The sequence below is a fragment of the Variovorax sp. 05T418 genome, from assembly GCF_056396385.1.
Window position 1 is genome coordinate 1 of record NZ_JBFTLJ010000020.1, and the last position, 25295, is coordinate 25295.

A 25295-nucleotide genomic window follows, 5' to 3' on the forward strand; every position below is an offset into this window, starting at 1 on the left:
TGTTCCTCGTTTCGTTGCGCCTCGATCCTCAATGCCTCGCAAGCGATACAGCTTGGTAGAAAAACCAACCCAAACCCGTGCTTGACTGCGCGAGAAGTCCCGGTACAAGGGGGAGGCCGCAGGCCGGAGGACATTCGCGGAGCAAGGTATCCCGTCGGCGGGAGCGCGCCCCGAACAAAGCGCTCACACGAACAAAGCGCTCACATCAAGGCGCGCTACCCTGCGGCCCCACAGGCGGCGGCGCAGTGCGCCCGCTCGAACCCGGCGCGAGCTTGCGTCCGAAGGCTTCGCCGACCCGGCGCACCGGCCGGCTGGCTTTTTCCGAAACGTTGTTGACGCCGCGCCGCGTCGCGTTCTCGGCGCGGTCGATGCCGCGGCCGGCGGCGTTGGTGCCGCGCTGCACGCTGTTCACGACCTTGCTGTCACGCGGCGGCGGCTTGAGCGTGTGCGCCGGCTGCGCCCTGGGCGGGTTGTCGGCGCTCTGCGCGTGAACGGTGGCGGCGGACAGCAGCAGGAGCGCGGCGCTTGCCGCGGCCAGCGCGAATCCATGGGCGGGTGTTTTCTTTATCGTCATGATGGACTTCCTTCTTCGTCGATGGGCTCGGCTGCATCCGCCGCCGCCGCGGCGCGCGCCATGCGTTCGCTCTTCCAGTAGACGTCGTCGCCGCCGTTCATCCGGTTGAGCACGCGCGCGAGCACGAAGAGCAGGTCGCTGAGCCGGTTGAGATATTGGCGCAGTGCATCGTTGAGTTCGGCCGTTGCGCCGAGCGCCACCACGGCGCGTTCGGCCCGCCGTGCCACCGTGCGGCACACATGCGCGAGCGAGGCCGCGCGCGTGCCCGCGGGCAGGATGAATTCGGCCAGGCGCGGCAAGGCGGCGTTGTGCTCGGCCAGCGCGTTGTCCAGCTGCAGCAGCGCATCGGCCTTCAGCAGCGTGTAACCCGGCATCGAAAGCTCGCCGCCCAGGTTGAAGAGCTGGTGCTGCACGTCGACCAGCAGTTCGCGCACGGGCTCCGGCATGGGCTCGCACAGCAAGAGGCCGATCTGCGAGTTGAGCTCGTCCACGTCGCCCATCGCGTGCACGCGCAGGTGGTCCTTGGGCACGCGGGTGTTGTCGCCGAGGCCGGTGGTGCCGTCGTCGCCGGTGCGGGTGGCGATCTGCGAGAGTCGGTTGCCCATGATGGGTGCTCCTGGTTTATGCGGCGGCCGCGGCCTTCGACGCATCGATCTTGCGGGCCAGCCATTGCAGGCCCGCCAGATGCTGCTGGTCGTGGCTGCAGAGGTAGTGGACAAGGCTGCGCATCGTGAGTGCCCCATAGCCTTCGAACACCGCCGTGCGCGCAAGTTGCACGTCCGTCAGGTTCGAGACGATGTCCATGGTCCGGGCACGCGCAATGCGGAATTCAGCGAGCACCTTTTCCGCGTCGGCCATGCCATAGGCACGCGCAATGGCGAGCGGCTCGCTGTCGATCGAGGCCAGCGTCGGATGGCTTTCTTCCAGCGTGCGGCGAAAGCGCACGTGATAACCCTCCACCTCGATGTCGCGCACATGGCAGAGCTGCTCGATGGCCGTGAAGGCCTCGCTGGGCACACCCTCCCACGAGGGCGGCGCCCAGTGCCGGAAGGCATGGGGAATGGCCGCGTAGTGGGCTTCGAGCTGCGAAGGAAATGCGGCAAGCGCTGCGAGGGTCGTGGGGTTCATGGCTTTTTCCGAAGCGCATTATGGTGCGCGCTCCGTAAAATGGCCGGACAGAGCCCCGCCCCCCTTTCACGCCCAGGAGACGCCCGATGAACGCCCCGACCCCAACCTCGCACCTGCTGCCGGAGCTTCATCTGCGCAATGTGCCCGACAGCCTGATCGAGGGCCTGAAAGCGCGCTTCGGCAGCAACTGTTCCACGGCCATGGCCGTGCGCACCCAGCATGGCCGCGACGAGTCCTCGTTCGATGCGCCGCCCCCCTCGGCCGTGGTGTTTGCCGAAAGCACGCAGGACGTGGCCGACGCGGTGAAGCTCGCAAGCGAGCACAGCGTGCCGGTCATTCCCTTTGGCGTGGGCTCGTCGCTCGAAGGCCACCTGCTGGCGGTGCAGGGCGGCATCAGCATCGACGTCTCGCGCATGAACCGCGTACTGTCGGTCAATGCCGACGACCTCACCGTGACCGTGCAGCCCGGCGTCACGCGCAAGCAGCTCAATGACGAGATCAAGAGCACGGGCCTGTTCTTTCCCATCGATCCGGGTGCGGACGCTTCCATCGGCGGCATGACCGCCACGCGCGCGAGCGGCACGAACGCGGTGCGCTACGGCACCATGCGCGAGAACGTGCTGGCGCTCGAAGTGGTCACGGCCAGCGGCGACGTGATCCGCACCGGCACGCGCGCGAAGAAGTCGTCGGCCGGCTACGACCTCACGCGCCTCATGGTGGGCAGCGAGGGCACGCTGGGCGTGGTCACCGAAGTCACGCTGCGCATCTACCCGCTGCCCGAGGCGGTGTCGGCCGCGATCTGCTCGTTCCCGAGCATCGAGGCCGCGGTGCGCACCACCATCGAGACCATCCAGCTCGGCGTGCCGATTGCGCGCGTGGAGCTGATCGACGTGAACACGGTGCGCATGGTCAACACCTACGCCAAGCTCGACCTGCGCGAAGAGCCGATGCTGCTGATGGAATTCCACGGCTCGCCGGCCGGCGTGAAGGAGCAGGCCGAGACGGTGCAGGAGCTCGCGAGCGGCCATGGCGGCAACGCCTTCGAATGGGCCAGCACGCCGGAAGAGCGCACACGCCTGTGGACCGCGCGGCACAACGCCTACTTTGCGGCTGTGCAGTCGCGCCCCGGCTGCCGCGTGATCTCGACCGACACCTGCGTGCCGATCTCGCGCCTGGCCGACTGCCTGCTCGACTCCGTGGCCGAAGCCGATGCCAGCGGCATCCCCTACTTCCTGGTCGGCCACGTGGGCGACGGCAATTTCCACTTCGGCTACCTGCTCGACCCGAACATCCCCGAAGAGCGCGTGAAGGCCGAGGAACTGAACCATTCGCTCGTGAGCCGCGCACTGGCGCTCGAGGGCACCTGCACCGGCGAGCACGGCGTGGGGCTGCACAAGATGGACTTCCTGGTGACGGAAGCTGGCGTGGGTGCGATCGACATGATGCGCACGATCAAGCGCGCGCTCGACCCGAAGAACATCATGAATCCCGGAAAGATCTTCGCGCTCTGATCCTTTCGGAAGCACGCCCATGAAAAAGCCCGGCGGCTCGCAAGAGCCCCGGGCTTTTTTGCCGCTGGCCGAACGCCTTGCCTTACCTGCGGCGGCGTGCGGGCGCCGGCTGCTCGGCCGGCACGTAGGTCTGCGACGGTGCCGCGCCGCCATCCACGCCGAGCCGGCCGCCGCCGCCCAGGCCCTGGCCGCGCACCGTCTGCGCCTTGTAGCTGCGCAGCGAACGGACCATCTGGTTGAACGCGTCCATGAAGGCCGCGGCAATCACCTTGCCTTGCGCCGTGTTGGTGTAGCCGCCGAGGCCGCCGCCGGCACTGCGGCCGGCCAGTGCACCGAAGGCGCCGAAATCGGTCTTGGAGGCGCTGCCTTCCGAAGCCGCGACCTGCACGCCCGAGCGGTTGTCGATGAGCGTCAGCAGCGCGCTGGCTTCCTTGGTCTGCATGTTGCCGCCGATGGTGGCCAGCGCGCGGCCCCGGCCGCCGCCGACCAGCCCGCCCAGCGCGCCGCCGATGCCGCCGGCATCGCTGTTGCTGAACACGATCTCGGGCGACAGGCCGTAGTCGGACGCCACCATCTGGCCGCGGCCGAAGTTGCTGCCGCCGCGCATTTCGCCCGACTGCATGAGCGCGCGCTCGCGCGTCATCGCGTTCATGCCGGCCGCGCCGCGCTCCACCACCACGAAGCAGTTCGACTGCTGCACCAAGAGGCGCAGCAGGTTGGCCGTGGGCGGCAGGCGGTACTCGCCGGTGAGGATGGTGTACCAGCCGGCATTCACGTTCTCGATCAGCGAGACGGTGCCCAGCGGCGATTCGCAGCGCTCGAGCTGGCTGCTTTCGCCGGCGGTGGCGGAACCCGCGGCGCTGCCCGTGGCCATGGTCTTGGCCGACTGGCTGCCCATCTGCATGTCGGTGGTCGCGCAACCGGTCAGCAGCAGTGCGCCGACGGCCACGGCCGCGAACGGAAACCTTGTCCTGAACTTCATGATGAACTCCCTCTCCTCGAGATCTGGTGTTGAAACGTCAGCGGCGAGGATACGCGTAAAAGATTGCAAGAATCAATCGCGCGAATGTCCGACTGGACGCGTCCGTACCTAGGCCGTTCGGCGGATGCGCTCGATCAGCCCGTTGAGCGCCTCGATCGAGCCGAAGTGGATCGCCAGCTCGCCGCTCTCCTCCACCTTGCCGCCGCGCTTGCTGCGCTTCTTGATGCGGACCTCGACCTCGGCGGTCAGCAGGTCGGCCAGTTCCTCTTCCACGCGCTGCAGGTCGCGCGACTTCTCGCCGTCGTTGCTGCGGCGGGACGGCGTGAGGGTGAACTCGGCCGCCAGCCTTTTGACCAGCGCCTCGGCTTCGCGCACCGACATCTTCTTGGCCGCGATCTGGTTGGCGGCCGTGATCTGCGTGCCGCGGTCCAGCGAGAGCAGCGCGCGGGCATGGCCCATGTCGATGTCGCCGGCCATCAGCATCTGCTGCGCCGGCTCGGCCAGGTTCAGCAGCCGCAGCAGGTTGCTGGCCGCGCTGCGCGACCGGCCCACGGCCTGTGCAGCCGCTTCGTGAGTGAGCCCAAACTCTGAGACCAGGCGTTGCAGGCCTTGGGCTTCTTCGAGCGGATTGAGGTCTTCGCGCTGGATGTTCTCGATCAGCGACATGGCCGCCGCGGCCTCGTTGGGCACGTCGCGCACCAGCACCGGCACGCGGTCGAGGCCCGCGAGCCGGGCGGCGCGGAAGCGGCGCTCGCCCGCGATGATTTCGTATTCGGCGTTCTTGGCGGCAGCCGATTCGGCATCGAGCCGGCGCACCAGGATCGGCTGCATGATGCCCTGCGCCTTGATGCTCTCGGCCAGCTCGTAGAGCGCGCCTTCGTCCATGCGGGTGCGCGGCTGGTAGACGCCGGCCACCATCTCGTCGAGCATCAGCGTGTTCGGATTTTGCGCAGCGGCGCCTTCGTCGGTGCCGCTGGAGTCGGCGGACGGCGCGGCCGTGGGGCCGAGCAGCGCTTCGAGGCCGCGCCCCAGGCCCTTGGGTTTCTTGGTCGCCATCAGTGCGTGTCTTTCGTCGAGATTTCGTTCAGTAGTTGCCGGCCCTGGGACCAGTCGCCCAGGCCGGATTCGGCGTTCAGGTGGCCACCCGCACCGGCGTCGACGAAGCGCGCGCCCCAGTCGGCAGCCATCTGGCGCGAGCGCGCGGCCTCGCAGTAGGGGTCGTCGTTGGCGGCGATCAGCACCGAGGCAAAGGGCAGCGGCTGGCGCACGATCGGCGCCCAGCCCGGAATCAGCTGGCGCAGGTCGTCGCGTTCGACGTCGCCGGGTGCCACCAGCAGCGCGCCCCGCACCTTGTGCGTATTGCGCGAATGCGCAGCCCAGGCTGCAACGAGGATGCATCCCAGGCTGTGCGCCGCAAAGACCACGGGCTCGGGTGCCGCCAGCACCTCTTCCTCGAGCCGCGCGGACCAGTCGCCGCGCAGCGGCCGCATCCAGTCGTGCTGCTCGACGCGGTGGTCGCCGTGGACCGATTCCCAGCGGGTCTGCCAATGGCCGGGGCCGCTGTTCTGCCAACCCGGCAGCAGGAAGACGCGAGACAACACGCCCATCAGAAGCTTTTCTCGCCCGAATCGGGGCCGCCTGCCGGCGACAGCACATCCTCCGGGACCGCCAGGTTGGGCGGCGCGACCGGCCCGACCGGCGCAATGGGCGGCGCAACGGCACCGGATGCGAAGGCGCTGGCGGGCGGCATCTTCTCGACCAGCTCCTTGGCAAAGGCAACGAAGGCCTGGCTGCCGCGCGCGGCCGGATCGAACACCACGCCCGGCAGGCCATAGCTGGGCGCTTCGGCCAGCCGCACATTGCGCGGGATCACGGTGTCGAACACCTTGTCGCCGAAGTGGGCCTTGAGCTGCTCGCTCACCTGCTGCTGCAGCGTGATGCGCGGATCGAACATCACGCGCAGCAGGCCGATGATCTGCAGGTTCTTGTTGAGGTTGGCATGCACCTGCTTGATGGTGTTGACCAGGTCCGTGAGCCCCTCGAGCGCGAAGTACTCGCACTGCATCGGCACGATCACGCCGTGGGCGGCGCACAGGCCGTTGAGCGTCAGCAGGCTCAGGCTCGGCGGGCAGTCGATCAGCACAAAGTCGTACTCGGCGCCCACCGTCGCAAGTGCGGTGCGCAAGCGCTTTTCGCGGCGGTCGAGCGCCACCATTTCGACTTCGGCGCCGGCCAGCTCGCGGTTGGCACCGAGCACGTCGTAGCCACAGCCGCCCTCCACCAGCTTGTCGGCCTTGACGCGCGCCTCGGCCACCGAAGCCGACTCGAGCAGCACGTCGTACACCGTGAGCTCCAGCTGGCGCTTGTCGATGCCCGAACCCATGGTTGCATTGCCTTGGGGATCGAGGTCGATCATCAGCACCCGCTGGCCCACCTTGGCCAGGCCGGCGGCCAGGTTGACGGTGGTTGTGGTCTTGCCGACGCCGCCCTTTTGGTTGGCAATGCAGAAAATCTTGGCCATATGAGGATCAGCGGGAAATGGCGAGCTTGATGCCGAAGGCGATCAGGAAGACGCCCGCGAGCTTTTCGAGCCTGCCCGAAATGCGCGGATTGGCGCGGATGCGCTCCGCCAGGAAGTGCGTGAGCAGCGTCGACGTGAGGCCGTAGAGGAAGGTCAGCGCGGCGATTGTCACCGCCATGGCACCGAAAGTGACCACGCCCTGGTGGCGCGCAGGGTCGACGAACAGCGGAAAGAAGGCCATGTAGAACACGATGGCCTTGGGATTCAGCAAGGTGATGGCCAGCGCCTGGCGCATGAAGTGGCTGGGGCGGATGTTGAGGATGGGTGCCGCGCCGGGCTTGGCCAGCAGCATCTTGGCGCCCAACCATGCCAGGTAGACGGCGCCCAGCCACTGCACCGCCTTGAATGCGGCCGGATAGGCCGCCAGCACGGCCGCCACGCCCGCCACCGCCGCCCACATCAGGAACTGGTCGCCGACGATCACGCCCAAGGTGGCCGCCAGGCCGCCACGGATTCCGCCTTTGCTGGTCGAGGTGATCAACGCGAGGTTGCCCGGACCGGGAATCAGGAGAAAGAGGACGATGGCGGCGACGAATGCGCCGTAGTCAGCAATGCCGAACATGGGATTTGCCTCGAAAAGGAGAGCCAGGGGGAGGCGTCGAGTCTAAGCGAGGCCGGCCCGGCGAGGATCGTTCGGCACCGGCTTTCACCGATGCGGCGACCTCTTTTTTGGCGATTCAGGCCGCTTCCTGGCGCGCCCAAACGATGCAGCGCTCGGCGTCTAGGCCGGGAACAGTCAATTGTTCCACGTGAAACACCGCGATACCCTGAGGCAAGGCGGCGAGCTCATCGGTGGGCATCTTGCCTTTCATGGCCAGCCAGACACCGCCCGGCGCGAGCAGGTGCCGCGAACCGTTGAAGAAATCAGGCAGCGAGGCAAAGGCCCGGGAGCTGATGACTTCATAGCTGCCCGTCAGCGATTCGACGCGCGCATGCAGACCGCGCAGGTTGGGCAATTCGAGCTCGGCCGCCACCTGCTGGACGAAGGCCGCCTTCTTGGCCACGGCGTCGAGGCAGCTCACCTCAAGGTCTGGCCGCAGGACGGCAATCACCACGCCCGGCAGGCCACCGCCCGATCCCACGTCGAGCAGCTTGCCCTTCCCTGCCCATTCGCGCTGCAGCGGCGCCACGGCCGCGAGGCTGTCGAGCAGATGGTGCGTCAGCACGCTGGCCGGATCGCGCAGCGCCGTGAGGTTGTAGACCTTGTTCCACTTGAGCATCAGCGTGCCGTAGGCCAGCAGCTGTTCCGCCTGCGCATCGGACAAGGCCGTGCCCAGGGCTGCCGCGCCCTGGCGCAGCGTGTCGATGGGCGCGCTCATTGGGCGGGCTGCGATTCTGCGGCGGCTTCCGTGGCGGCGTCGCGGTTGAATGCCTTGTGGCCACCTTTTCGCAAATGGATCATCAACAGGGAAATTGCGGCGGGCGTGACACCCGAAATGCGCGACGCCAGGCCCAGGGTTTCAGGCCGGTGCTTGTCGAGCTTCTGGCGAACCTCGAAACTCAGCGCCTTGACCTGGCTGTAGTCGAAGTCGGCCGGCAGGCGCAGGTTCTCGAAATGCGCAGCGCGTTCTACTTCGTCGTGCTGGCGCTCGATGTAGCCAGAGTACTTGGCCGAGATCTCGATCTGCTCGATCTCGATTTCACTGAGCGGCGACCCTGCGCTGTACTTTCCTCCGTCCAGCGACATCAGCGTCTCGTAGTTCACATCGGGCCGGCGCAGCAGGTCGGCCAGGTTGTATTCGTGCTCGATGGCCTTGCCGAGCACGCGCTCCGATTCGGCAGCGGGCAGGTTGCGCGGATTCACCCAGATCGACTTGAGCCGTTCTGTTTCACGTGAAACAGTGTCGCGCTTACGGCTGAAAGCATCCCAGCGCGCATCGTCCACCAAGCCCAGCTTGCGCCCTGCTTCGGTCAAGCGCATGTCGGCGTTGTCCTCGCGCAGCTGCAGCCGGAACTCGGCGCGGCTCGTGAACATGCGGTACGGCTCGGTCACGCCCTTGGTGATCAGGTCGTCGACCAGCACGCCCAGGTAGGCCTCGTCGCGGCGCGGCAACCAGGCCTCCTCGCCGCGGCACTGCAGCGCCGCATTGATGCCGGCAAACAGGCCCTGGGCCGCCGCCTCTTCGTAGCCGGTGGTGCCGTTGATCTGCCCGGCAAAGAACAGGCCCTTGATCGAACGCGTCTCGAAGCTGCTCTTGAGTTCGCGCGGATCGAAGTAGTCGTACTCGATCGCGTAGCCGGGCCGAAGAATGTGGGCGTTCTCCAGGCCCGGCATCGAGCGCACGAGTTGGTACTGGATGTCGAACGGCAGGCTGGTCGAGATGCCGTTGGGGTAGTACTCGTTGGTCGTCAGGCCTTCGGGCTCGAGAAAGATCTGGTGGCTTTCCTTGTCGGCAAAGCGGTTGATCTTGTCTTCGACGCTCGGGCAGTAGCGCGGACCGACGCCGTCGATCTTGCCGGTGAACATCGGGCTGCGGTCGAAGCCCGAGCGGATGATGTCGTGGGTGCGCGCATTGGTGTGGGTGATCCAGCACGGCATCTGCTGCGGATGCATGTCGGCCCGGCCCATGAAGCTGAACACCGGCATCGGCCCTGCCCCGCCCGGCATGCCGTCGCCGGCTTGCTCGGTGCACTTCGAAAAGTCGATGCTCCGGCCGTCCAGCCGCGGCGGCGTGCCGGTCTTCAGCCGGCCCTGCGGCAGCTTGAGCTCCTTGAGCCGGGCCGACAGGCTGACCGCCGGCGGATCGCCCGCGCGGCCGGCCTGGTAGTTGTCCAGGCCCACATGGATGCGGCCGTCGAGAAAAGTCCCGGCGGTGAGCACCACCGTGCGCGCACGAAAGGCAATGCCCACCTGCGTGACGGCGCCGACCACGCGGTCGCCCTCCACCATCAGGTCATCGACGGCCTGCTGGAACAGGCTCAGGTTCGGCTGGTTCTCCAGGCGATGGCGGATCGCGGCCTTGTACAGCACACGGTCGGCCTGCGCGCGGGTCGCGCGCACCGCCGGGCCCTTGCTCGAATTGAGAATGCGAAACTGGATGCCCGCCTCGTCGGTGGCAATGGCCATGGCGCCGCCCAGCGCATCCACCTCTTTCACGAGGTGGCCCTTGCCGATGCCGCCGATCGACGGGTTGCAGCTCATCTGCCCCAGCGTCTCGATGTTGTGGGAGAGCAGCAGCGTCTTGGCGCCCATGCGCGCAGCGGCCAGCGCGGCTTCGGTGCCGGCATGGCCACCGCCGACGACGATCACATCGAATTCTTCGGGGTACAGCATTTGAAAGAGGGGGCGCACTACTGACGCGTGCGCTGCGCAAAGGGGGCACCGATTTTAATCGGGGGTGCCGGTTTGCGTTCGAAATGCGGGCAATATGGTTAATGGCGCCTAAACCACCCAGAACCCGGCCGATCCCTCTTATATGTTGGGAAGTTTGCTATTATTTTTATAGCAAACTCGACACTCAGGCGTGCCGCCGGCGCGAGCGATGCTCTGGAAGCTGCCAGTGCGTCTGCGTCACCAGCAGCACGCGCACCACGCGATGCGCCGGGCTCTGCAGCAGCAAGCCGAGCGGACGGGGCCGCGGCCAGACGGGTGCCGGATGCTGCATCAGTCGATCGCCTTTTTCACCGCGCCGATCCCCAGCGCCGCCAGGACCACGAACACCACCGCCAGGACCAGGAACAGCCCGAACAGCAGCTTTGCGATGCCGGCTGCGCCTGCCGCAATGCCGCCGAAGCCCAGCACCCCGGCCACCAGCGAGATCAAGGCAAAAATAATCGCGTACTTCAACATCTGAAAACTCCTTGCGGCGAGCCTCGCCCGCCGTGCGGGGGAGCTTAGGAACCGGCCACTGCTGCCCCGATAGTCGCGCCGCGCGAGCGGCCGTAGGACAAACGCCCAGCGCGCAAACCCGCTAGCATCCCGTGGGTCGATGGATCGATTCCCGCTATCCATATTCCCAACATTGGAGATTTCTTCGCATGAAGCTGTATTACTCGCCCGGTGCCTGCTCCCTTTCGCCCCACATCGCGCTGCACGAGGCGGGCCTTGCCTTCGAGCCCGTGCTGGCCAGCACCAAGACCCACAAGCTGCAGGACGGCACTGACTACTACGGCATCAATCCGCTGGGCTACGTGCCCATGCTCGAGCTCGACGACGGCACGCGCCTGCGCGAAGGCCCGGCCATCGTCCAGTACATCGCCGACCTGGCCCCTACCAAGAACCTCGCGCCGGCCGCCGGCACGCTGCAGCGCTACCGCCTGCAGGAGTGGCTGACCTTCATCGGCACCGAGATGCACAAGGGCTACAGCCCGCTGTTCAACCCGAACATGCCCGAAGAAGCCAAGGCCATCTTCAAGGACAAGCTCAAGTCGCGCTATCAATGGCTCGACGGCCAGCTTGCCGACAAGCAGTATTTGATGGGCGAGCAGTTCAGCGTGGCCGACGGCTACCTGTTCACCGTCACCAACTGGGCCAAGTCCACGGGCGTCGACATTTCGGGCTTCGCCAACCTCCAGGCCTGGCATGCACGCGTGGCCGCCCGTCCCGCCGTTCAAGCGGCGATGAAGGCCGAAGGCCTGCTGAAGTAAGAAGAAGCGGGCAGAAGCTCGCAAGAGCCCTGGAGCAGCCCGCCCCAGCCTCGGGAAAACCCGGGCTGCTTCAGCCACAAGCCGCATGCCGCGGCTTTTTTTTCGGCTCACGCTACGGGCCTCTTCCAGACCCCTTAGCGAAGGACCCGACGATGGCCGAAGCCCCCGCATTTCATCATCACCAAGAACTGCGCGAGGAGATGCGCGGGCCCGTGATGTGGCTCACCATCGACCGCGAGGAGCGCCGCAACGCCATCAGCCCCGGCGTGCTCGCGGCGCTCTCGGCCGCACTGTCCCGCGCCGACGCCGACCGCGACGTGCGCGCCGTGGTCATCACCGGCGCGGGCACGCGCGCCTTCTGCGCCGGTGCCGACCTGCAAGGCGGCGCCTCTTTCAGGTTCGACCCTGCCGAGCCGTACCAGGGCTTCGCCAACCTCCTGCGCCAGGCCCGGCAGCTGACGGTGCCGCTGGTCGCGCGCGTCAACGGTGCCTGCATGGCGGGCGGCATGGGCCTCCTGGGCATGTGCGACATGGCGGTTGCCGGCAGCCACGCCGTGTTCGGCCTGCCCGAGGTCAAGGTCGGCCTCTTTCCCGCCCAGGTGCTCAGCGTGCTCGGCAACCTGCTGCCGCGCCGCGTGCTGGCCCAGATGTGCCTCACGGGCGAGCCCATCACCGCCGCGCAGGCGCTCGAGCACGGGCTCGTGAACCGCGTGGGCGAGAACGTCGACGAAAGCCTGGACTGGCTGCTCGGCCGCATGCTCGACAAGTCGCCCGCCGCCATCCGCCGCGGCCTGTATACGATGAAGAAGATCGAGGCCATGGCCTTCGAGGAATCGATCGCCTTCACCGAGAGCCAGATCGGCCTCTTCGCGCTCACGGAAGATGCGGCCGAAGGCCAGCTCGCCTTCCGCGAAAAGCGCAAGCCGCAGTGGAGCGGCCGATGAACGCGAGCAGCAACAACAGCAGCGAACGCATCGTGCGCATCGGCGGCGCCTCGGGCTTTTGGGGCGACAGCAGCGTGGGCGCGCCGCAGCTCGTGGCCAGCGGGCAGATCGACTACCTGGTGTTCGACTACCTGGCCGAGCTCACGATGTCGATCCTCGCGGGCGCGCGGCTCAAGAAACCGGAGCTCGGCTACGCCACCGACTTCGTCTCCATCGCGATGAAGGCGGTGCTGAAGGATGTCGTGCAGCAGGGCATCCGCGTGGTGAGCAATGCGGGCGGCGTCAATCCGCAGGGCTGCGCCGATGCACTGGCCGCGCTCGCGGCCGAGCAGGGCGTCGCGCTGAAGATCGCGGTGGTCAGCGGCGACGACGTCTCGCCGCTGCTGCCGCAGTTGCGCCAGCAGCAGCCTCCGGTGCGCGAACTGCAGAGCGGCGCGCCGCTGCCCGGGCGCGTGCTCACGGCCAATGCCTACCTGGGCGCACGGCCGATCCAGGCCGCGCTCGATGCAGGCGCGCAGGTGGTCATCACCGGCCGCTGCGTCGATTCGGCCGTGACGCTCGGCGTGCTGATGCATGCGTTCGGCTGGCAACCCGGCGACCACGACCTGCTCGCAGCCGGCAGCCTCGCGGGCCACATCATCGAATGCGGCTGCCAGGCCACCGGCGGCCTGCACACCGACTGGGACACCGTGCCCGACTGGCCGAACATCGGCTATCCGATCGTCGAGTGCAGCGCCGATGGCGGCTTCATCGTCACCAAGCCCGCGGGCACCGGCGGCAAGCTCACGCCGGCTGTGGTGGGCGAGCAATTGCTCTACGAGATCGGCGATCCGTCGGCCTACCTGCTGCCCGACGTGGTGGCCGACTTCACGCAGGTGCGCATCGCGCAGGCCGGCGAGCACCGCGTGCGCGTGCATGGCGCGCGGGGCCGCGCGCCCACCGCGAGCTACAAGGTCTGCGCCACCTATGCAGAGGGCTTCAAGACCGCGGCGCAGCTCACCATCGTCGGCTTCGACGCCGTGGCCAAGGCCAGGCGCACCGGCGAGGCGATCCTTGCGCGCACCGGTGCGCTGTTCGACCAGCAAGGCCTTGGTCCCTACAGCGGCACGCAGCTCGAAGTGCTCGGCGCCGAATCCTGCTATGGCCCGCATGCGCAGGCCCTGCAGACGCGCGAGGCCGTGCTGCGGCTCGCGGTCACGCATGCGCACAAGGAGGCGCTCGAACTCTTCGCGCGCGAAGTGGCACCGGCCGGCACCTCGTGGGCGCCGGGCACCACGGGCGCGGGCGGGCGGCCCTCGGTAGCGGCGTCGATCCGGCAGTACGCCTTCCTGCTCGACAAGACGATGGTCGAAGCGCGCGTGAGCATCGACGGACAGCACATCGAGATCCCGCGCGACGCCGTGGTTGCGGCGGCGGCCGATGCGCCTTCGCCACGACAGGCGGCCGTCGATGCGAATGCCGTGGCCTCCGTCGATGCCGACGCCATCGAAGTGCCGCTCATCCGCCTGGCCTGGGCCCGCAGCGGTGACAAGGGCGACACCTCGAACATCGGCGTCATCGCGCGCCACCCTGCCCTGCTGCCGCTGTTGCGCAGCCAGCTCAGCGAAGCGCGCGTGGCCGAATGGCTCGCGCACCTCGTCAAGGGACCGGTGACGCGCTACGAAGTGCCGGGCATCGGCGCCTTCAACTTCGTCTGCGAGCAGGCGCTCGGCGGCGGCGGCATGGCCTCGCTGCGCAACGATCCGCTCGGCAAGGGCATGGGGCAGATCCTGCTTGCGATGCCCGTGCGCGTGAGCGCGGAGCTGCTCGCGCTCGCAGGGTCCGATCGCAGCGCCCTGAACGCCTAGCAGCAAACGGACAACCGTGCGACAGCAGGTTTGACTGTGCAGGTTTAGCCTCGCGGCCTCTGTCCCACTCTTTGACGTTTCGCCATGCCCTCCCTCTTCGATCCCGTACAGGCCGGTGACCTGCAGCTCGCCAACCGCATCGTGATGGCGCCGCTCACGCGCAACCGTTCGCCCAACGCGATTCCCCAGGACATTGCCGCCACCTACTACGCGCAGCGCGCCAGCGCCGGCCTGCTCATCACCGAAGCCACCGCCATCAGCCACCAGGGCCAGGGCTATGCCGACGTGCCGGGCCTCTACGGCACCGAGCAGCTCGACGCCTGGAAGCGCGTGACCGATGCGGTGCATGCCAAGGGCGGCAAGATCGTGGTGCAGCTCTGGCATGTGGGCCGCGTCTCGCACAGCGAACTGCAGCCCGGCGGCGGCAAGCCCGTCGCGCCCTCGGCCATCACGGCCAGGACCAAGACCGTGCTCATCAAGGAGGGCATGCCGACCTTCGTCGAAACCTCCGAACCGCGCGCCCTTGATGCCGAAGAGCTGCCCGGCATCGTCCACACCTATGCAGCCGCCGCGCGCAACGCGGTGGAAACCGCCGGCTTCGACGGCGTGGAACTCCACGGCGCCAACGGCTACCTGCTCGACCAGTTCCTGAAGGACGGCAGCAACAAGCGCACCGACGACTACGGCGGCAGCATCGAGAACCGCGCCCGCCTGCTGCTGGAGGCCACGCGCGCCGTGGTCGACGCGGTCGGCGGCGGCAAGACCGGCATCCGCCTGTCGCCCGTCACGCCGGCCAACGACGTGCACGACTCCGATCCGCAGCCGCTCTTCACCTACGTGGTGAAGCAGCTCGCCCCGCTCGGCCTGGCCTACATCCACGTGATCGAAGGCGCCACCGGCGGCCCGCGCGAGATCGAGGACCGCCCCTTCGACTACGAGGCACTCAAGGCCGCCTACCGCGAGGCCGGCGGCAAGGGCGCATGGATGGTCAACAACGGCTACGACAAGCCGCTGGCGGACCAGGCCGTCAAGGAAGGCGATGACCTCGTCGCCTTCGGCAAGCCCTTCATCGCCAACCCCGACCTGGTGCGCCGCCTGCGCGAGAACGCGCCGCTCAATGCCGTGGACAAGGCCACCATGTACGGCGGCGGCACCCAGGGCTACACGGACTATCCGGCGCTGGACTGAGTTTGCAGGAGAAAAAAAACGCCATGGCCCGCATCGAACAGCGACTCGCCACGCTCGGTCTCGTGCTGCCGCCGCCGGTCACGCCGCCGCCGGGCGTGGTGCTGCCTTTCGCCTTCGTGCGCATCGCCGGGCGCCGCGCCATCATCTCGGGCCACGGCCCGCTGAATGCCGACGGCACCATTGCCGCGCCGCTCGGCAAGCTGGGCCGCGAGCTGACGGTCGAGCAGGGCTACGCGGCGGCGCGGCTCACCGCGCTGGCGATGTTCGGCAGCCTGCAGCGCGCGCTCGGCGACCTCGACCGCATCACCGCCTGGACGCGCGTGTTCGGCATGGTGGCTTCGGCACCGGGCTTCGACAGGCAGCCCGCCGTCATCAACGGCTTCTCGGACCTCGTGCTCGAGCTCTTCGGCCCGGAGATCGGCGCGCACGCGCGCAGTGCCGTCGGCATGGCGGAGCTTCCGTTCAACCTCCCGGTCGAGATCGAAGGCGAAGCGGAGTTCGGGGATTAATCGCCGGCCGCCGCCAGGCGCAGTTCCGCGAAGCTGATGCTCACGCGCAGCCCCGTGGGCTCGGCCGCATCGAGCCGCAGCTCGGCGCCCAGCAGCTCCGCATAGCGCGCGACGATCGACAGGCCCAGGCCCGAGCCCTGCCCGAGCTTCTGGCCCGCCGGGCCCTGCGACCAGCGCTGCATCAGGTCGCGCTGCGCTTCCAGCGGAATGCCGGGGCCGTCGTCGATCACGCTCAGGGTGCGGCCCGCCAGCTCGACGGTGATGGTGCGTCCGCCGTAGCGCAGCGCGTTGTCGATCAGGTTGTCGAGAATGCCCTCGACCAGCGCTTCGTTGGCAAGCACCGTCACGCGCTCGTCGAGGCCGCGCGCACCCAGGTCGACGCCGTGCGCGTCGGCGCGGGCCAGGTGCCGCAGCACCGTCTGCTCGGCCAGCATGTCGAGCCGCACCGGCTCGCGCGCGAGGCCGGTGCGCGCTTCATCCGCGAGCGCGAGCGCCAGCAGCTGGTCGATCAGGTGGCTCGCGCGCGCCTGCCGCTCGGCCACGCGCGCGAGCTGCTCGCGCCACACGCTGGAGTCGTGCTGCGCGAGCCCGTATTCGGCCAGTGCGCGGATGCCCGCGAGCGGCGTGCGCAGCTCATGCGCGACGTTGCCCACGAATTCGCGCTGCGCGCGCACGCTGTGGTTCAGCCGGTCGAACAGCGCATTGACGGCATCGCCCAGGCGCTGCACCTCGCGCGAGGTGCGCACCACCGCGACCGGAGAAAGGTCGTACACATCGCGCCGGTCCAGCGCCTGCTGGAGCTCGCCGAGCGGACGCAGGTCGCTGCGAATGCCATGCCAGAGCCATACCGCGAGCAGTACCAGCAGCAGCACCTGCGGCGCCAACGCATAGCCGAGCAGCCGCTGCACCAGCGCCGCGCGGCTCAGCGTGGTCTGGGCAATCACCACCCGGTAGGGCATCAGAGTGCCCGCCTCGGCAACCGGCTCGAGCACCACCGCGCGCAGGACCTTGCCGTCGAAGTTGACGTCCGAGAAGCGGTAGCGCGCATCGCCCGTGGGCAGCGGCGCAGTCAGGCCCGGCTGCCCCGAGATCAGCGTGCCGTCGAGCCGCTGCACCGCGAAGTAGATCTTGTCGACCTGGTCGAACAGCACCGTGGCCACTTCGCGCGGCGTGAGCAGCAGCTCGATGCCGCGCTCGCCCGCCTGCACGTTGGCCGAAAGCGCATAGGCGTCGTCGAGCATCGCGCGGTCGAAGGCCTGCTCGGAAAAATAGTTGGCGATGACCAGCGCGATCACCGCGCCCACCATCCACGTGAGCGCCAGCGGCACCAGCACGTTGCGCAGCACGCGCCGCGTGAGCGAAGGCGCTGCCTTCGATGGCCCGGGCGCGGCCGGCTGCGTGCGGCTCACACTTCGGCTTCGAGCAGGTAGCCGATGCCGCGCAGCGTGCGGATGCCCGCGCCCGAACCGGCCAGCTTCTTGCGCAGCCGCGAGATGAAGGCCTCCAGCGCGTTGTCGCCCAGCGATTCGTCGAAGCTGGAGAGCTTGTCGGACAGCGCGCGCTTGCTCACCGTGCGGCCCGGCGGGCTCATCAGCTCCCACAGCACCTCGAACTCGCGCGCCGGCAGGTCGAGCGGCCCGCTCGCGGTGGAAAAGCGGCGCGCCTTGCGGTCCAGCTTGAGCTGGCCCAGCAGCACGATGTCCTCGGTGCCCTTGGCCCGCCGCACCAGTGCGCGCAGCCGTGCCTCGACCTCGGCCAGGTCGAAGGGCTTGCCCAGGTAGTCGTCGGCGCCGGCATCGAGGCCCGCGATGCGCTCCTCGGTGCGGCCGCGCGCCGTCAGCACCAGCACCGGCGTGCGGTCGCCGCGGGCGCGCGCCTGGCGCAGGGCGTTGAGGCCGCTCGCCAGGCCGCTGGTGGGGCTGGCCGTGGCCGGCAGGTTCAGGTCGAGCAGCACCGCATCGAAGGGCTGCACGCGCCAGAGGTGGTCGGCGTCCTCGATGTTGGTCGACACGTCGACCCGGTGGCCGGCATCCGCAAGGCTGCGCAGCATCACGTCGCGCAGCACGGCATCGTCTTCGACAAGCAGGATTCGCATGGTGTGTGTGGTGGTTGGAAGTGCCTATTCTTGCGCGAAGGAGGGTCAGCGGCCGGTCAGCACACCCCGGCGATAAACGCGCCATGAGCATACGACAGCAACCTGCGGCACGGGTCTCTTTCCGGGCCGCTCGCACCACGCGATGAGCGCCCGCGATCCCTCCGATCTCCTGAGCGTCGTGCATCCCGCGGTGCGGCGCACGGCCATTGTGCTGCTGCATGGTTTATGCAGCACACCTGACGAGCTCCTGACCGTGCAGTCGTCCCTGCGCGCGAGCGGCTACCCGGTGCATCCGATGCGTGTCGACGGCTACTCCTTCGATGCCGCCGCACCGGTGCAGCAGGCGCTGCCGTACGAACGCTGGATCGACGCCATCGAAGCACGGGTGAAGGCGCTGCGCACAGCGCACGATCGCGTGGTGCTGGTGGGCATCTCGGCCGGTTCGTCGCTGGCGCTGGGCGCGGCCATCCGCTGCGGCAGCGGCGTCGATGCGCTGGTGCTGATGTCGACCACGCTGCGCTTCGACGGCTGGGCCGTGCCGCGAACGCAGGTGCTGCTGCCGCTGGCCTTCTACACGCCGCTCGGCCGCTTCTGGCAATACCGCGAACGCGCGCCCTACGGCGTGAAGAACGAACGCGTGCGTGCCTGGATCGAGCGCGAGCTGCGCCACCGCAAGGTGTCGAGCGCCGGCAGCGCGGTGATCGGCGTGGGCCACCTGCGCGAGCACGATCGGCTGATCCGCCACGTGCGGCGCAACCTGCACCGCGTGCAATGCGCCAGCGTGCTCGCGCTGCATGCGCGCGAGGACGAGGTGGCCAGCCTCGCCAATGTCGACCTCCTTGCGCGCGGCCTTCGCTGCCCGTCCTTCCGCAGCGTGGTGCTGGGCAACAGCTACCACATGATCACGATCGACAACGACCGCCACCAGGTGGTGCGCGAAACCTGCGCCTTCGCCGATGCCGTGGCCCACGGCACGCCCGAGCCCTTCGGCGCCCTGTCCGCGCGCCCGCTGGCCGCCTGAAAGAAAGAAAGCACGCCATGTCTTCTTCCTCCTCCTCCTCCTCGTCTTCGACCGTCTTCAACAGCATCGCCGCGATCCTGGTGAACCAGTTCGACGTGGCGCGCGATGCCATCGCGCCCGGCGCGGCCTTGTCCGAGCTCGGCCTGGATTCGCTGTCGCTGATGGAATTCGTGTTCGCGGTGGAAGACGCCTTCCATCTGCGCCTGCCCGAAGACCGCCTCGATCCGCGCGAGGCCGGCATCACGCTCGGCCACCTGTGCGAGGCGATCGAAGCCCAGATCGATTGCAAGCTCGATTCGCCGATGGCCGCGCAGGCGTGAGCGGCGCCCGCGTTCACGTCACCGGCATCGGCTTGGTCACACCGCTGGGCGGCACCGTCGAATCCTTCGACGATGCGCTCTTCAGCGGCCGTTCCGCGGTGCGCGCGCGAGCGCTCGAGATCGCGGGCCTCGATCCGATCACGCTGGCCGTGGCCGCCTGCGATTTCGACGCGGCCGCCGTGCGCAGCAATTCGCGCCTGCCGCTCGATCGAGGCACCGCCATGGCACTCGCGGCCGCGCGCGATGCCGCAGCGCAGGCGCGCCTGGCTGCCGGCAGCGTCGACCCCGAACGCCTGGGCATCTACTGGGGCAGCGGGCTGGCGGGCGCCGGCAGCTTCGACGACACCACGCGCGCGCTCTACGGTGAGCAGCGCCGCATGCGGCCGACCACCGTGCTCACCGTGATGCCCAACGCGGCGGTGGCGGAGCTCGCATTGCAGTTCGGCGCACAGGGCGCGGCCATTGCATACGCCTGCGCCTGCGCCTCCTCGGCCGTGGCCATCGGCGAGGCGATGCGCGCCATCCGGGGCGGCTGGATCGATGTGGCCATCGTCGGGGGACACGAGGCCATGCTCACGCCGGGCGTGATGGCCAGCTGGCATGCGATGCGCGTCACGGCGCCGCCGCCGCCCGGTGCACCCGCCAGCGCCTGTCGGCCGTTCTCGAGCGACCGCGCGGGCTTCGCACTCGGCGAAGGCGCGGCGGCGCTGGTGCTCGAATCGGAAGCGCATGCCAGCGCGCGAGGCGCCGTCCACGCCTCTTCGCTCTTCCTGGCGGGCTATGCCACCAATTGCGACGCCACGCACATCACCAACCCCGACTCCGCCGGCCAGGTGCGTGCCATGCGCGCGGCGCTGCGCGATGCGGGGATCGAGGCCGCGCAGGTCGGCCACATCAATGCGCACGGCACGGCGACCATTGCCGGCGACGCCGCCGAGGCTGCCTCGATCCGCGAAGTGTTCGGCAACGCCACGCCCGTGAGCGCCACCAAGGCCATCCACGGCCATGCGCTGGGCGGCGGCGGTGCCATCGAGCTGGTGGCGGCGCTGCGAACGCTGGCGCAAGGGGTGCTTCCGCCGACCGCCAACCTGCGCGTGCCCGATGCGGCCTTCGATCTGGACTTCGTGCGCGGCGAGCCGCGCGAAGCCCGCCACCTGCGCTACGTGCTTTCCAATTCGTTCGCGTTCGGAGGCACCAACGCCGTGCTGGTTGCGGGCCGTTGAAGAACAGCGTGCCGGCGGGACTGGGTATGCTGGCGCCTTCGCCGCATCCGCAGAAAACCCGTCATCCATGCGCAGGCTCGCCACACCCCAGGACCTCGAAGCGGTCTTCACCATCTACATGCACGAGAGCGTGGTGCCGTTCCTCGGCTACGACCCGATGCCGCTCGATGAATTCCGCGCCATCTACAAGGAGCTGGTCGACAGCCGCAGCTTCTACCTCTATGAAGCCGAGGGCCGCGTCGCGGGCTTCTACCGTGCGACGCGCTACCCGGGCCGCGCGCGGCACGTGGCCTGCTTCGGCACGCTGGCGGTCGATCCGTCGCTGCACGGCAAGGGCATTGCGCAGGCGATGGTGAACGATGCCATTGCCAGGCTCAAGGCCGAGGGCGTCAAGCGCATCGAGCTCTATGCCGAGAGCGACAACGCGCCGGGCCTGCGCTTCTACGAGAAGCTGGGCTTCGAGTACGAAGGCACCCTGCGCAGGTTCTACAAGCGCGCCGGCGAGGCCGACTACATCGACGATCACCTGCTGGCGCTGCTGATCGATTGAGATCGGCGAAGGCTCAGGGCTTCCAGCGCCGCAGCAGCAGCGCGTTGGCCATCACGCTGACGCTCGACAACGCCATCGCCGCACCCGCCACCACCGGGCTCAGCAGCCCGAAGGCGGCCAGCGGAATCCCGGCCACGTTGTAGGCAAAGGCCCAGAACAGGTTCTGCCGGATCTTGGCCACCGTGCGTGCCGAGAGCTCGAGCGCCTCGGCCACGAGCGCCAGGTCGCCGCGCATCAGCGTGATGCCCGCCGCTTCCATTGCCACGTCGGTGCCGCCGCCCGCAGGCGCCATCGCAATGCCCACGTCGGCCGCGGCCAGTGCGGGTGCGTCGTTGGCACCGTCGCCGATCATCGCGACCACCTGGCCGTTCTTCTTCAGGGCGCTGACCTGCGCCGCCTTGTCGGCGGGCAGCACCTCGGCGCGCACGTCCTCGGCCGCAATGCCGAGCCGCGCGGCCATCGCCTGCGCAGCGCGCAGGTTGTCGCCCGAGATCATCACCACGCGCAAGCCGCGTGCATGCAGCGTGCGGATGGCTTGCGCGGCTTCGGGCTTGGGCTCGTCGGCAAAGGCCAGCAGCGCCTGCACCCGGGCAGCGCCCGCCGCGTCGAAACGCAGCAACGCGGACACCGTGGCGCCCTGCGCATGCAGGCGCTCGAGCTGTGCGGCGTCGGGCATGGCGCCGAGCTCCGCGCACCAGCGCAGGCTGGCAATGGCCCAGGGCTCGCCATCCACCAGGCCGCGCACGCCGCGGCCCGGCATCGCCTGCATCGCGCTCAACGGCGGCGGCTGCAGGCCACGCTGCGCGGCAGCCGCCATCACGGCGCGTGCCAGCGGATGCTCGCTGCCGCCTTGCAGGCTCGCAGCGATGGCGAGCAATGCGGCTTCGTCGCCGCCGCCCGCCACCGGCACCAGCGCCGTGAGCACCGGGCGGCCCAGCGTCAGCGTGCCGGTCTTGTCGAAGGCCACGGTGCCGACACGGTGCGCCAGCTCCAGCGCCCGCGCGTCCTTGATGAGGATGCCGCGACGCGCCGCCACGCCGGTGCCGGCCATCACCGCGACCGGCGTTGCCAGGCCCAGTGCACAGGGGCAGGCAATCACCAGCACGGCCACCGCATGGATCATCGCAAGCTCGATGCCGGCGCCCGCGAGCAGCCAGCCCGCCAGCGTGGCCAGCGCAATCGCCAGCACCACCGGCACGAACACGGCCGCGACCTGGTCCACCAGGCGCTGGATCGGCGCCTTGGCGGCCTGCGCATCCTCGACCAGGCGGATGATGCGCGCCAGCACGCTCTCGGCACCCACCGCACTCACCTCGACGACCATGCGGCCGTCGCCGTTCACGGCGCCGCCCGTCAGTGCGTCGCCAGGGCCCTTCGGCACCGGCAGCGGCTCGCCCGTGAGCATCGATTCATCGACCTCGGACTGCCCCTCGATCACGCGCGCATCGGCGGGCACGCGTTCGCCCGGACGCACCGCGAGCCGGTCGCCCACCATCACCTCGGCCAACGGCACGTCGCTTTCGCCGCGCGGACCGACCAGGTGCGCGGTCTCGGGCCGCAACTGCTGCAGCGCGCGGATGGCCGAGGTGGCCTGCCGCTTGGCGCGCGCCTCCAGCCACTTGCCGAGCAGCACCAGCGTGATCACCACGGCCGAGGCTTCGAAATACAGATGCGGCATGCCGCCGTGCCCCGCATGATCGCCCGTGGCCGCGCGCCACCAGAGCCAGAGCGACAAGCCGAATGCCGCGCTGGTGCCGAGCGCCACCAGCAGGTCCATGTTGCCGGTGCCCGCCCTTGCGGCATGCCAGCCCGCGCGGTAGAAGCGCGCGCCGAGCCAGAACTGCACTGGCGCCGCCAGCAGCAGCTGCAGCCAGGGCGCCAGCATCCAGTCCTGCCCGAAGGGTTGGCCGAGCATCGGTGCCAAGAGCGGTATCGAGAGCAGCAGCCCGACGCCCACGGGCCCGAAACCGTACCAGGGCGACAGCGCAGCGGCGTCGTCGGCCGCGCTGCTGGCCGCGCGCGGCTCGTAGCCGGCGGCGCGCACGGCGCGGCGCAGGCGGGCGTTCATGTCTTCGCCGCCGGCGGCGGTCACCACGCGGGCCGATTCGGTCGCGAGGTTGACACTCACGTCCTGCACGCCCGGCACGTTCTTGAGCGCGCGTTCCACGCGCATCACGCAAGAGGCGCAGGTCATGCCACCGACGGAAAGATCGAGGGTGCTCATCGGGTCGTGTAGGTTGTGCAGCAGATTGTCCATGCCCCGAGGCTAAAGTCTCACATCATGGCAAGGTCAAGCCGGCACGCGCAGTGTCCCTGCGCTGGACATTGACATCATGAGAAGGTTCAAACTGGCGCTTCGTTCACTTCATTTCATCCAAAAGGAGCAAACACGATGAGCCAGAAATTCCAGGTATCGGGCATGAGCTGCGGCCACTGCGTGAGCGCGGTGCAGAACGCGGTACAGACGGTGGACCCCGAAGCGCAGGTCACGGTGGATCTTGAAACCGGCCATGTCGACGTGGTGAGCGCGCAGCCCCGAAAGGACATCGTGGCGGCCATCGAGAACGCCGGCTACCGGGTCCAATGAGCGGCTTCGGCACCGTTTCCATTGGCGAGGCCGCGCGGCTCTCGGGTGTCTCGGCGCGCATGGTGCGCCACTACGAAGGGCTGGGCCTGCTGCCCCCGGTGGCGCGCACCGACAGCGGCTACCGCCAGTACGGCGATGCCGACATCCACACGCTGCGCTTCATCAAGCGTTCGCGCGATCTCGGCTTCTCGATGGAAGAGATCGCCGAGCTCGTGGGCCTGTGGCACAACCGCCGCCGTGCGAGCGCCAGCGTGAAGCGCATTGCGCAAAGGCACCTGGGCGAACTGGAGCAGCGCATTGCCGACATGCAGTCGATGCGCAGCACGCTTGCGCACCTGGTGCACTGCTGCCACGGCGACGCACGCCCCGACTGCCCCATCCTCGACGACCTCGCGAAATAAGCGAAGAAAGACTCACGCTCCCCTGACGAGCGACAGCACTTTTCCGGCGTCGAGGGTGCGGGCCTTTTCCTGGATCGCCGGCAGGTACTGGGTCTGCAGGCTCTTGCCTTCCTGCACCACGCCCGAGAAAGTTTCCTTGAGCATCTGCGCCGAGAGCGTGCGGCCGCCGGCGTAGTAGCGCTTGGCCACGTGCCCGAGCGCATAGGTCGAGGCGAAGCTCATGCCCGAGCTCACCGCCTGGTTGCCGAGGCCGCGCAACAAACCGCCACCCATCTTGCCGAGCAGGCCGCCAAGCAGCTTGCGCCCGGCCTGCTCCAGGTACTGCGAAGTCAGGCCCACGCCGACCGTCGCCAGAAAATCCTTCACATGGCCGCTGTCGAGCTCGTAGCCGTAGGCCTTGCCGATGCGGTAGACCAGCTTCATCTGCAGCGGAATGATCGCCATGGTCGAGAGCGTCTCGGGCAGCAGTTCGAGCGCGCCGTTGAGGATGGAGGCGTTGAGGATCGACTTGTCGAGCTCCGCGCTGTCGGGCGATGGCGCAGCAGCAGCAACAGGCGCGACAGCTGTAGCGGTGCCGGCAGCCGCCGCCGGCACCGCTGCCGCAATCTCTTCCGCCTGCTGCGAGAACTGCGCCGCCGAGGCATCGAGCCCGAGCGAGCTGCGCACGTCCGCCAGGAACATGCGCTCGGCATCGGACTGCGTGCCGTCCGCATCGCACACGCACACCGCCATCTCGTAGGCCAGCTGCTTCGATTCCGTGCTCTTGAGCTCGCCCGCGACCGAGGCCAGCGAGACGCGCTTCATCAGCACGTCCTGGTAGAGCGTGGGCAGGTTCACGCCGTCGGCTTGCGACAGACCTTCGGCAATGCGCTTGATCTCGGCGCGTTCGCGCTCGTGCTTCTCGCCGTCGACAAAGGCGGCCAGCAGGCTGAGGGACACGATGGCCCGGGTTTCGGAAGGTGTCACGTTCGAATTTCCACTGGTTGAGGGACAAAGTTCGTTCGGCAGGGCGCCCGAAGGTTCCGCCGCCGGTTCTCCCCACAAAGCTTGGGCAACTCTGTGGATAACACTCGCACTTCCTTGTAAGAGAAAGCTAAGTGGTTGATCTTTAAGGAAAATCTACAGTCTGCCCAAATATGAGGCAATGAATTTCTCGCGCCGGAAAACGCCTTTGGCAGATTTTCCGGAGCCTGTCAAAGGACAACTCTGGGGAGATTTCCGGCACAAGCAGGGCGTTATCCACAGGG

28 protein-coding genes are annotated in these 25295 nt (G+C 68.4%); 12 read left to right on the forward strand and 16 right to left on the reverse strand.

Annotated elements, in window-relative coordinates:
* Positions 1 to 205: 205 nt before the first annotated feature.
* Genes AC1DMS_RS28120 through AC1DMS_RS28130 form a run of 3 tightly spaced genes read right to left on the reverse strand, consistent with a single transcriptional unit; the run spans position 206 to position 1702 of the window.
* Positions 206 to 574, reverse strand: coding sequence for a hypothetical protein (locus tag AC1DMS_RS28120; protein WP_012745220.1), 369 nt, complete (start codon positions 572 to 574; stop codon positions 206 to 208).
* The gene (locus AC1DMS_RS28125; protein WP_012745219.1) at positions 571 to 1179 is read right to left on the reverse strand and encodes a cob(I)yrinic acid a,c-diamide adenosyltransferase; all 609 of its coding nucleotides are present in this window, start codon (positions 1177 to 1179) and stop codon (positions 571 to 573) included. Before AC1DMS_RS28125 ends, AC1DMS_RS28120 begins: the two co-directional genes overlap by 4 nt.
* Before the next feature lie 16 nt (positions 1180 to 1195).
* A complete protein-coding gene (locus AC1DMS_RS28130) occupies positions 1196 to 1702 on the reverse strand; it encodes a DinB family protein (RefSeq protein WP_012745218.1) in 507 nt (168 codons plus the stop codon).
* 86 nt (positions 1703 to 1788) lie between these two features.
* Here AC1DMS_RS28130 and AC1DMS_RS28135 point away from each other — a divergent pair, with 86 nt between their 5' ends.
* Complete coding sequence (locus AC1DMS_RS28135) at positions 1789 to 3213, forward strand: FAD-binding oxidoreductase (RefSeq protein ID WP_012745217.1); 1425 nt, start codon at positions 1789 to 1791, stop codon at positions 3211 to 3213.
* Positions 3214 to 3295: 82 nt separating this feature from the next.
* Here AC1DMS_RS28135 and AC1DMS_RS28140 read toward each other — a convergent pair whose 3' ends face one another.
* From AC1DMS_RS28140 to AC1DMS_RS28180, 9 genes are all read right to left on the reverse strand, one after another.
* Positions 3296 to 4195, reverse strand: coding sequence for a CsgG/HfaB family protein (locus tag AC1DMS_RS28140; RefSeq protein ID WP_012745216.1), 900 nt, complete (start codon positions 4193 to 4195; stop codon positions 3296 to 3298).
* A gap of 108 nt (positions 4196 to 4303) precedes the next feature.
* A complete protein-coding gene (locus tag AC1DMS_RS28145) occupies positions 4304 to 5251 on the reverse strand; it encodes a ParB/RepB/Spo0J family partition protein (RefSeq protein ID WP_012745215.1) in 948 nt (315 codons plus the stop codon).
* A complete protein-coding gene (locus AC1DMS_RS28150; protein ID WP_012745214.1) occupies positions 5251 to 5802 on the reverse strand; it encodes an RBBP9/YdeN family alpha/beta hydrolase in 552 nt (183 codons plus the stop codon). The genes AC1DMS_RS28145 and AC1DMS_RS28150 overlap by 1 nt, the downstream gene beginning before the upstream one ends.
* Complete coding sequence (locus AC1DMS_RS28155; RefSeq protein WP_012745213.1) at positions 5802 to 6716, reverse strand: ParA family protein; 915 nt, start codon at positions 6714 to 6716, stop codon at positions 5802 to 5804. The genes AC1DMS_RS28150 and AC1DMS_RS28155 overlap by 1 nt, the downstream gene beginning before the upstream one ends.
* Positions 6717 to 6723: 7 nt before the next feature.
* Positions 6724 to 7338, reverse strand: a complete 615-nt coding sequence (locus AC1DMS_RS28160) for a LysE family transporter (protein WP_012745212.1) — start codon at positions 7336 to 7338, stop codon at positions 6724 to 6726.
* A gap of 115 nt (positions 7339 to 7453) precedes the next feature.
* The gene (gene rsmG, locus AC1DMS_RS28165) at positions 7454 to 8095 is read right to left on the reverse strand and encodes a 16S rRNA (guanine(527)-N(7))-methyltransferase RsmG (protein ID WP_012745211.1); all 642 of its coding nucleotides are present in this window, start codon (positions 8093 to 8095) and stop codon (positions 7454 to 7456) included.
* Positions 8092 to 10050 (reverse strand): tRNA uridine-5-carboxymethylaminomethyl(34) synthesis enzyme MnmG, encoded by a 1959-nt coding sequence (gene mnmG / locus AC1DMS_RS28170; protein WP_012745210.1) that lies wholly within the window; start codon positions 10048 to 10050, stop codon positions 8092 to 8094. The genes rsmG and mnmG overlap by 4 nt, the downstream gene beginning before the upstream one ends.
* Positions 10051 to 10234: 184 nt before the next feature.
* A complete protein-coding gene (locus AC1DMS_RS28175) occupies positions 10235 to 10381 on the reverse strand; it encodes a hypothetical protein (protein WP_012745209.1) in 147 nt (48 codons plus the stop codon).
* The gene (locus AC1DMS_RS28180) at positions 10381 to 10566 is read right to left on the reverse strand and encodes a DUF1328 family protein (protein ID WP_012745208.1); all 186 of its coding nucleotides are present in this window, start codon (positions 10564 to 10566) and stop codon (positions 10381 to 10383) included. The genes AC1DMS_RS28175 and AC1DMS_RS28180 overlap by 1 nt, the downstream gene beginning before the upstream one ends.
* 188 nt (positions 10567 to 10754) lie before the next feature.
* Here AC1DMS_RS28180 and gstA point away from each other — a divergent pair, with 188 nt between their 5' ends.
* The 5 genes from gstA (at position 10755) to AC1DMS_RS28205 (ending at position 15851) form a co-directional block, all read left to right on the forward strand.
* A complete protein-coding gene (gene gstA, locus AC1DMS_RS28185; RefSeq protein ID WP_012745207.1) occupies positions 10755 to 11363 on the forward strand; it encodes a glutathione transferase GstA in 609 nt (202 codons plus the stop codon).
* A 152-nt stretch (positions 11364 to 11515) separates the two neighbouring features.
* Positions 11516 to 12307: an enoyl-CoA hydratase/isomerase family protein gene (locus AC1DMS_RS28190; protein ID WP_012745206.1), complete on the forward strand. Its 792-nt coding sequence runs from the start codon at positions 11516 to 11518 to the stop codon at positions 12305 to 12307.
* Entirely contained in the window at positions 12304 to 14154 is a 1851-nt protein-coding gene (locus AC1DMS_RS28195) for an acyclic terpene utilization AtuA family protein (RefSeq protein WP_012745205.1), read from the forward strand. The genes AC1DMS_RS28190 and AC1DMS_RS28195 overlap by 4 nt, the downstream gene beginning before the upstream one ends.
* Before the next feature lie 84 nt (positions 14155 to 14238).
* Positions 14239 to 15342, forward strand: coding sequence for an alkene reductase (locus AC1DMS_RS28200; protein WP_012745204.1), 1104 nt, complete (start codon positions 14239 to 14241; stop codon positions 15340 to 15342).
* A gap of 23 nt (positions 15343 to 15365) precedes the next feature.
* Positions 15366 to 15851 (forward strand): RidA family protein, encoded by a 486-nt coding sequence (locus tag AC1DMS_RS28205; protein ID WP_478182011.1) that lies wholly within the window; start codon positions 15366 to 15368, stop codon positions 15849 to 15851.
* Here the strand turns inward: AC1DMS_RS28205 and AC1DMS_RS28210 are convergent.
* Both AC1DMS_RS28210 and AC1DMS_RS28215 read right to left on the reverse strand, forming a co-directional pair.
* Complete coding sequence (locus tag AC1DMS_RS28210; protein ID WP_478182012.1) at positions 15848 to 17260, reverse strand: sensor histidine kinase; 1413 nt, start codon at positions 17258 to 17260, stop codon at positions 15848 to 15850. The two genes, AC1DMS_RS28205 and AC1DMS_RS28210, sit on opposite strands and share 4 nt — an antisense overlap.
* The gene (locus AC1DMS_RS28215) at positions 17257 to 17946 is read right to left on the reverse strand and encodes a response regulator transcription factor (protein WP_012745201.1); all 690 of its coding nucleotides are present in this window, start codon (positions 17944 to 17946) and stop codon (positions 17257 to 17259) included. Before AC1DMS_RS28215 ends, AC1DMS_RS28210 begins: the two co-directional genes overlap by 4 nt.
* A gap of 142 nt (positions 17947 to 18088) precedes the next feature.
* Between AC1DMS_RS28215 and AC1DMS_RS28220 the strand changes: the two genes are divergently transcribed.
* The 4 genes from AC1DMS_RS28220 to AC1DMS_RS28235 all read left to right on the forward strand — a co-directional run bounded on the left by AC1DMS_RS28220 (position 18089) and on the right by AC1DMS_RS28235 (position 21060).
* A complete protein-coding gene (locus AC1DMS_RS28220) occupies positions 18089 to 18967 on the forward strand; it encodes an alpha/beta hydrolase (RefSeq protein WP_478182013.1) in 879 nt (292 codons plus the stop codon).
* 17 nt (positions 18968 to 18984) lie between these two features.
* Positions 18985 to 19287 carry an acyl carrier protein gene (locus AC1DMS_RS28225; RefSeq protein ID WP_012745199.1) on the forward strand — a complete coding sequence of 101 codons (303 nt, stop codon included), beginning with the start codon at positions 18985 to 18987 and terminating at the stop codon, positions 19285 to 19287.
* Positions 19284 to 20510 carry a beta-ketoacyl-[acyl-carrier-protein] synthase family protein gene (locus AC1DMS_RS28230; protein WP_062363858.1) on the forward strand — a complete coding sequence of 409 codons (1227 nt, stop codon included), beginning with the start codon at positions 19284 to 19286 and terminating at the stop codon, positions 20508 to 20510. Before AC1DMS_RS28225 ends, AC1DMS_RS28230 begins: the two co-directional genes overlap by 4 nt.
* 67 nt (positions 20511 to 20577) lie before the next feature.
* Positions 20578 to 21060, forward strand: coding sequence for a GNAT family N-acetyltransferase (locus tag AC1DMS_RS28235; protein WP_012745197.1), 483 nt, complete (start codon positions 20578 to 20580; stop codon positions 21058 to 21060).
* A gap of 13 nt (positions 21061 to 21073) precedes the next feature.
* Here AC1DMS_RS28235 and AC1DMS_RS28240 read toward each other — a convergent pair whose 3' ends face one another.
* Positions 21074 to 23317, reverse strand: coding sequence for a heavy metal translocating P-type ATPase (locus tag AC1DMS_RS28240; protein ID WP_012745196.1), 2244 nt, complete (start codon positions 23315 to 23317; stop codon positions 21074 to 21076).
* A gap of 135 nt (positions 23318 to 23452) precedes the next feature.
* On the opposite strand from AC1DMS_RS28240, the gene AC1DMS_RS28245 reads away from it, so the two are divergent.
* Both AC1DMS_RS28245 and cueR read left to right on the forward strand, forming a co-directional pair.
* Positions 23453 to 23647, forward strand: a complete 195-nt coding sequence (locus AC1DMS_RS28245; protein ID WP_012745195.1) for a heavy-metal-associated domain-containing protein — start codon at positions 23453 to 23455, stop codon at positions 23645 to 23647.
* Positions 23644 to 24048, forward strand: a complete 405-nt coding sequence (gene cueR, locus AC1DMS_RS28250; RefSeq protein WP_012745194.1) for a Cu(I)-responsive transcriptional regulator — start codon at positions 23644 to 23646, stop codon at positions 24046 to 24048. The genes AC1DMS_RS28245 and cueR overlap by 4 nt, the downstream gene beginning before the upstream one ends.
* Before the next feature lie 12 nt (positions 24049 to 24060).
* Here the strand turns inward: cueR and AC1DMS_RS28255 are convergent, their stop codons facing one another.
* Positions 24061 to 25014: a YcjF family protein gene (locus AC1DMS_RS28255; RefSeq protein WP_478182014.1), complete on the reverse strand. Its 954-nt coding sequence runs from the start codon at positions 25012 to 25014 to the stop codon at positions 24061 to 24063.
* Positions 25015 to 25295 lie beyond the last annotated feature (281 nt).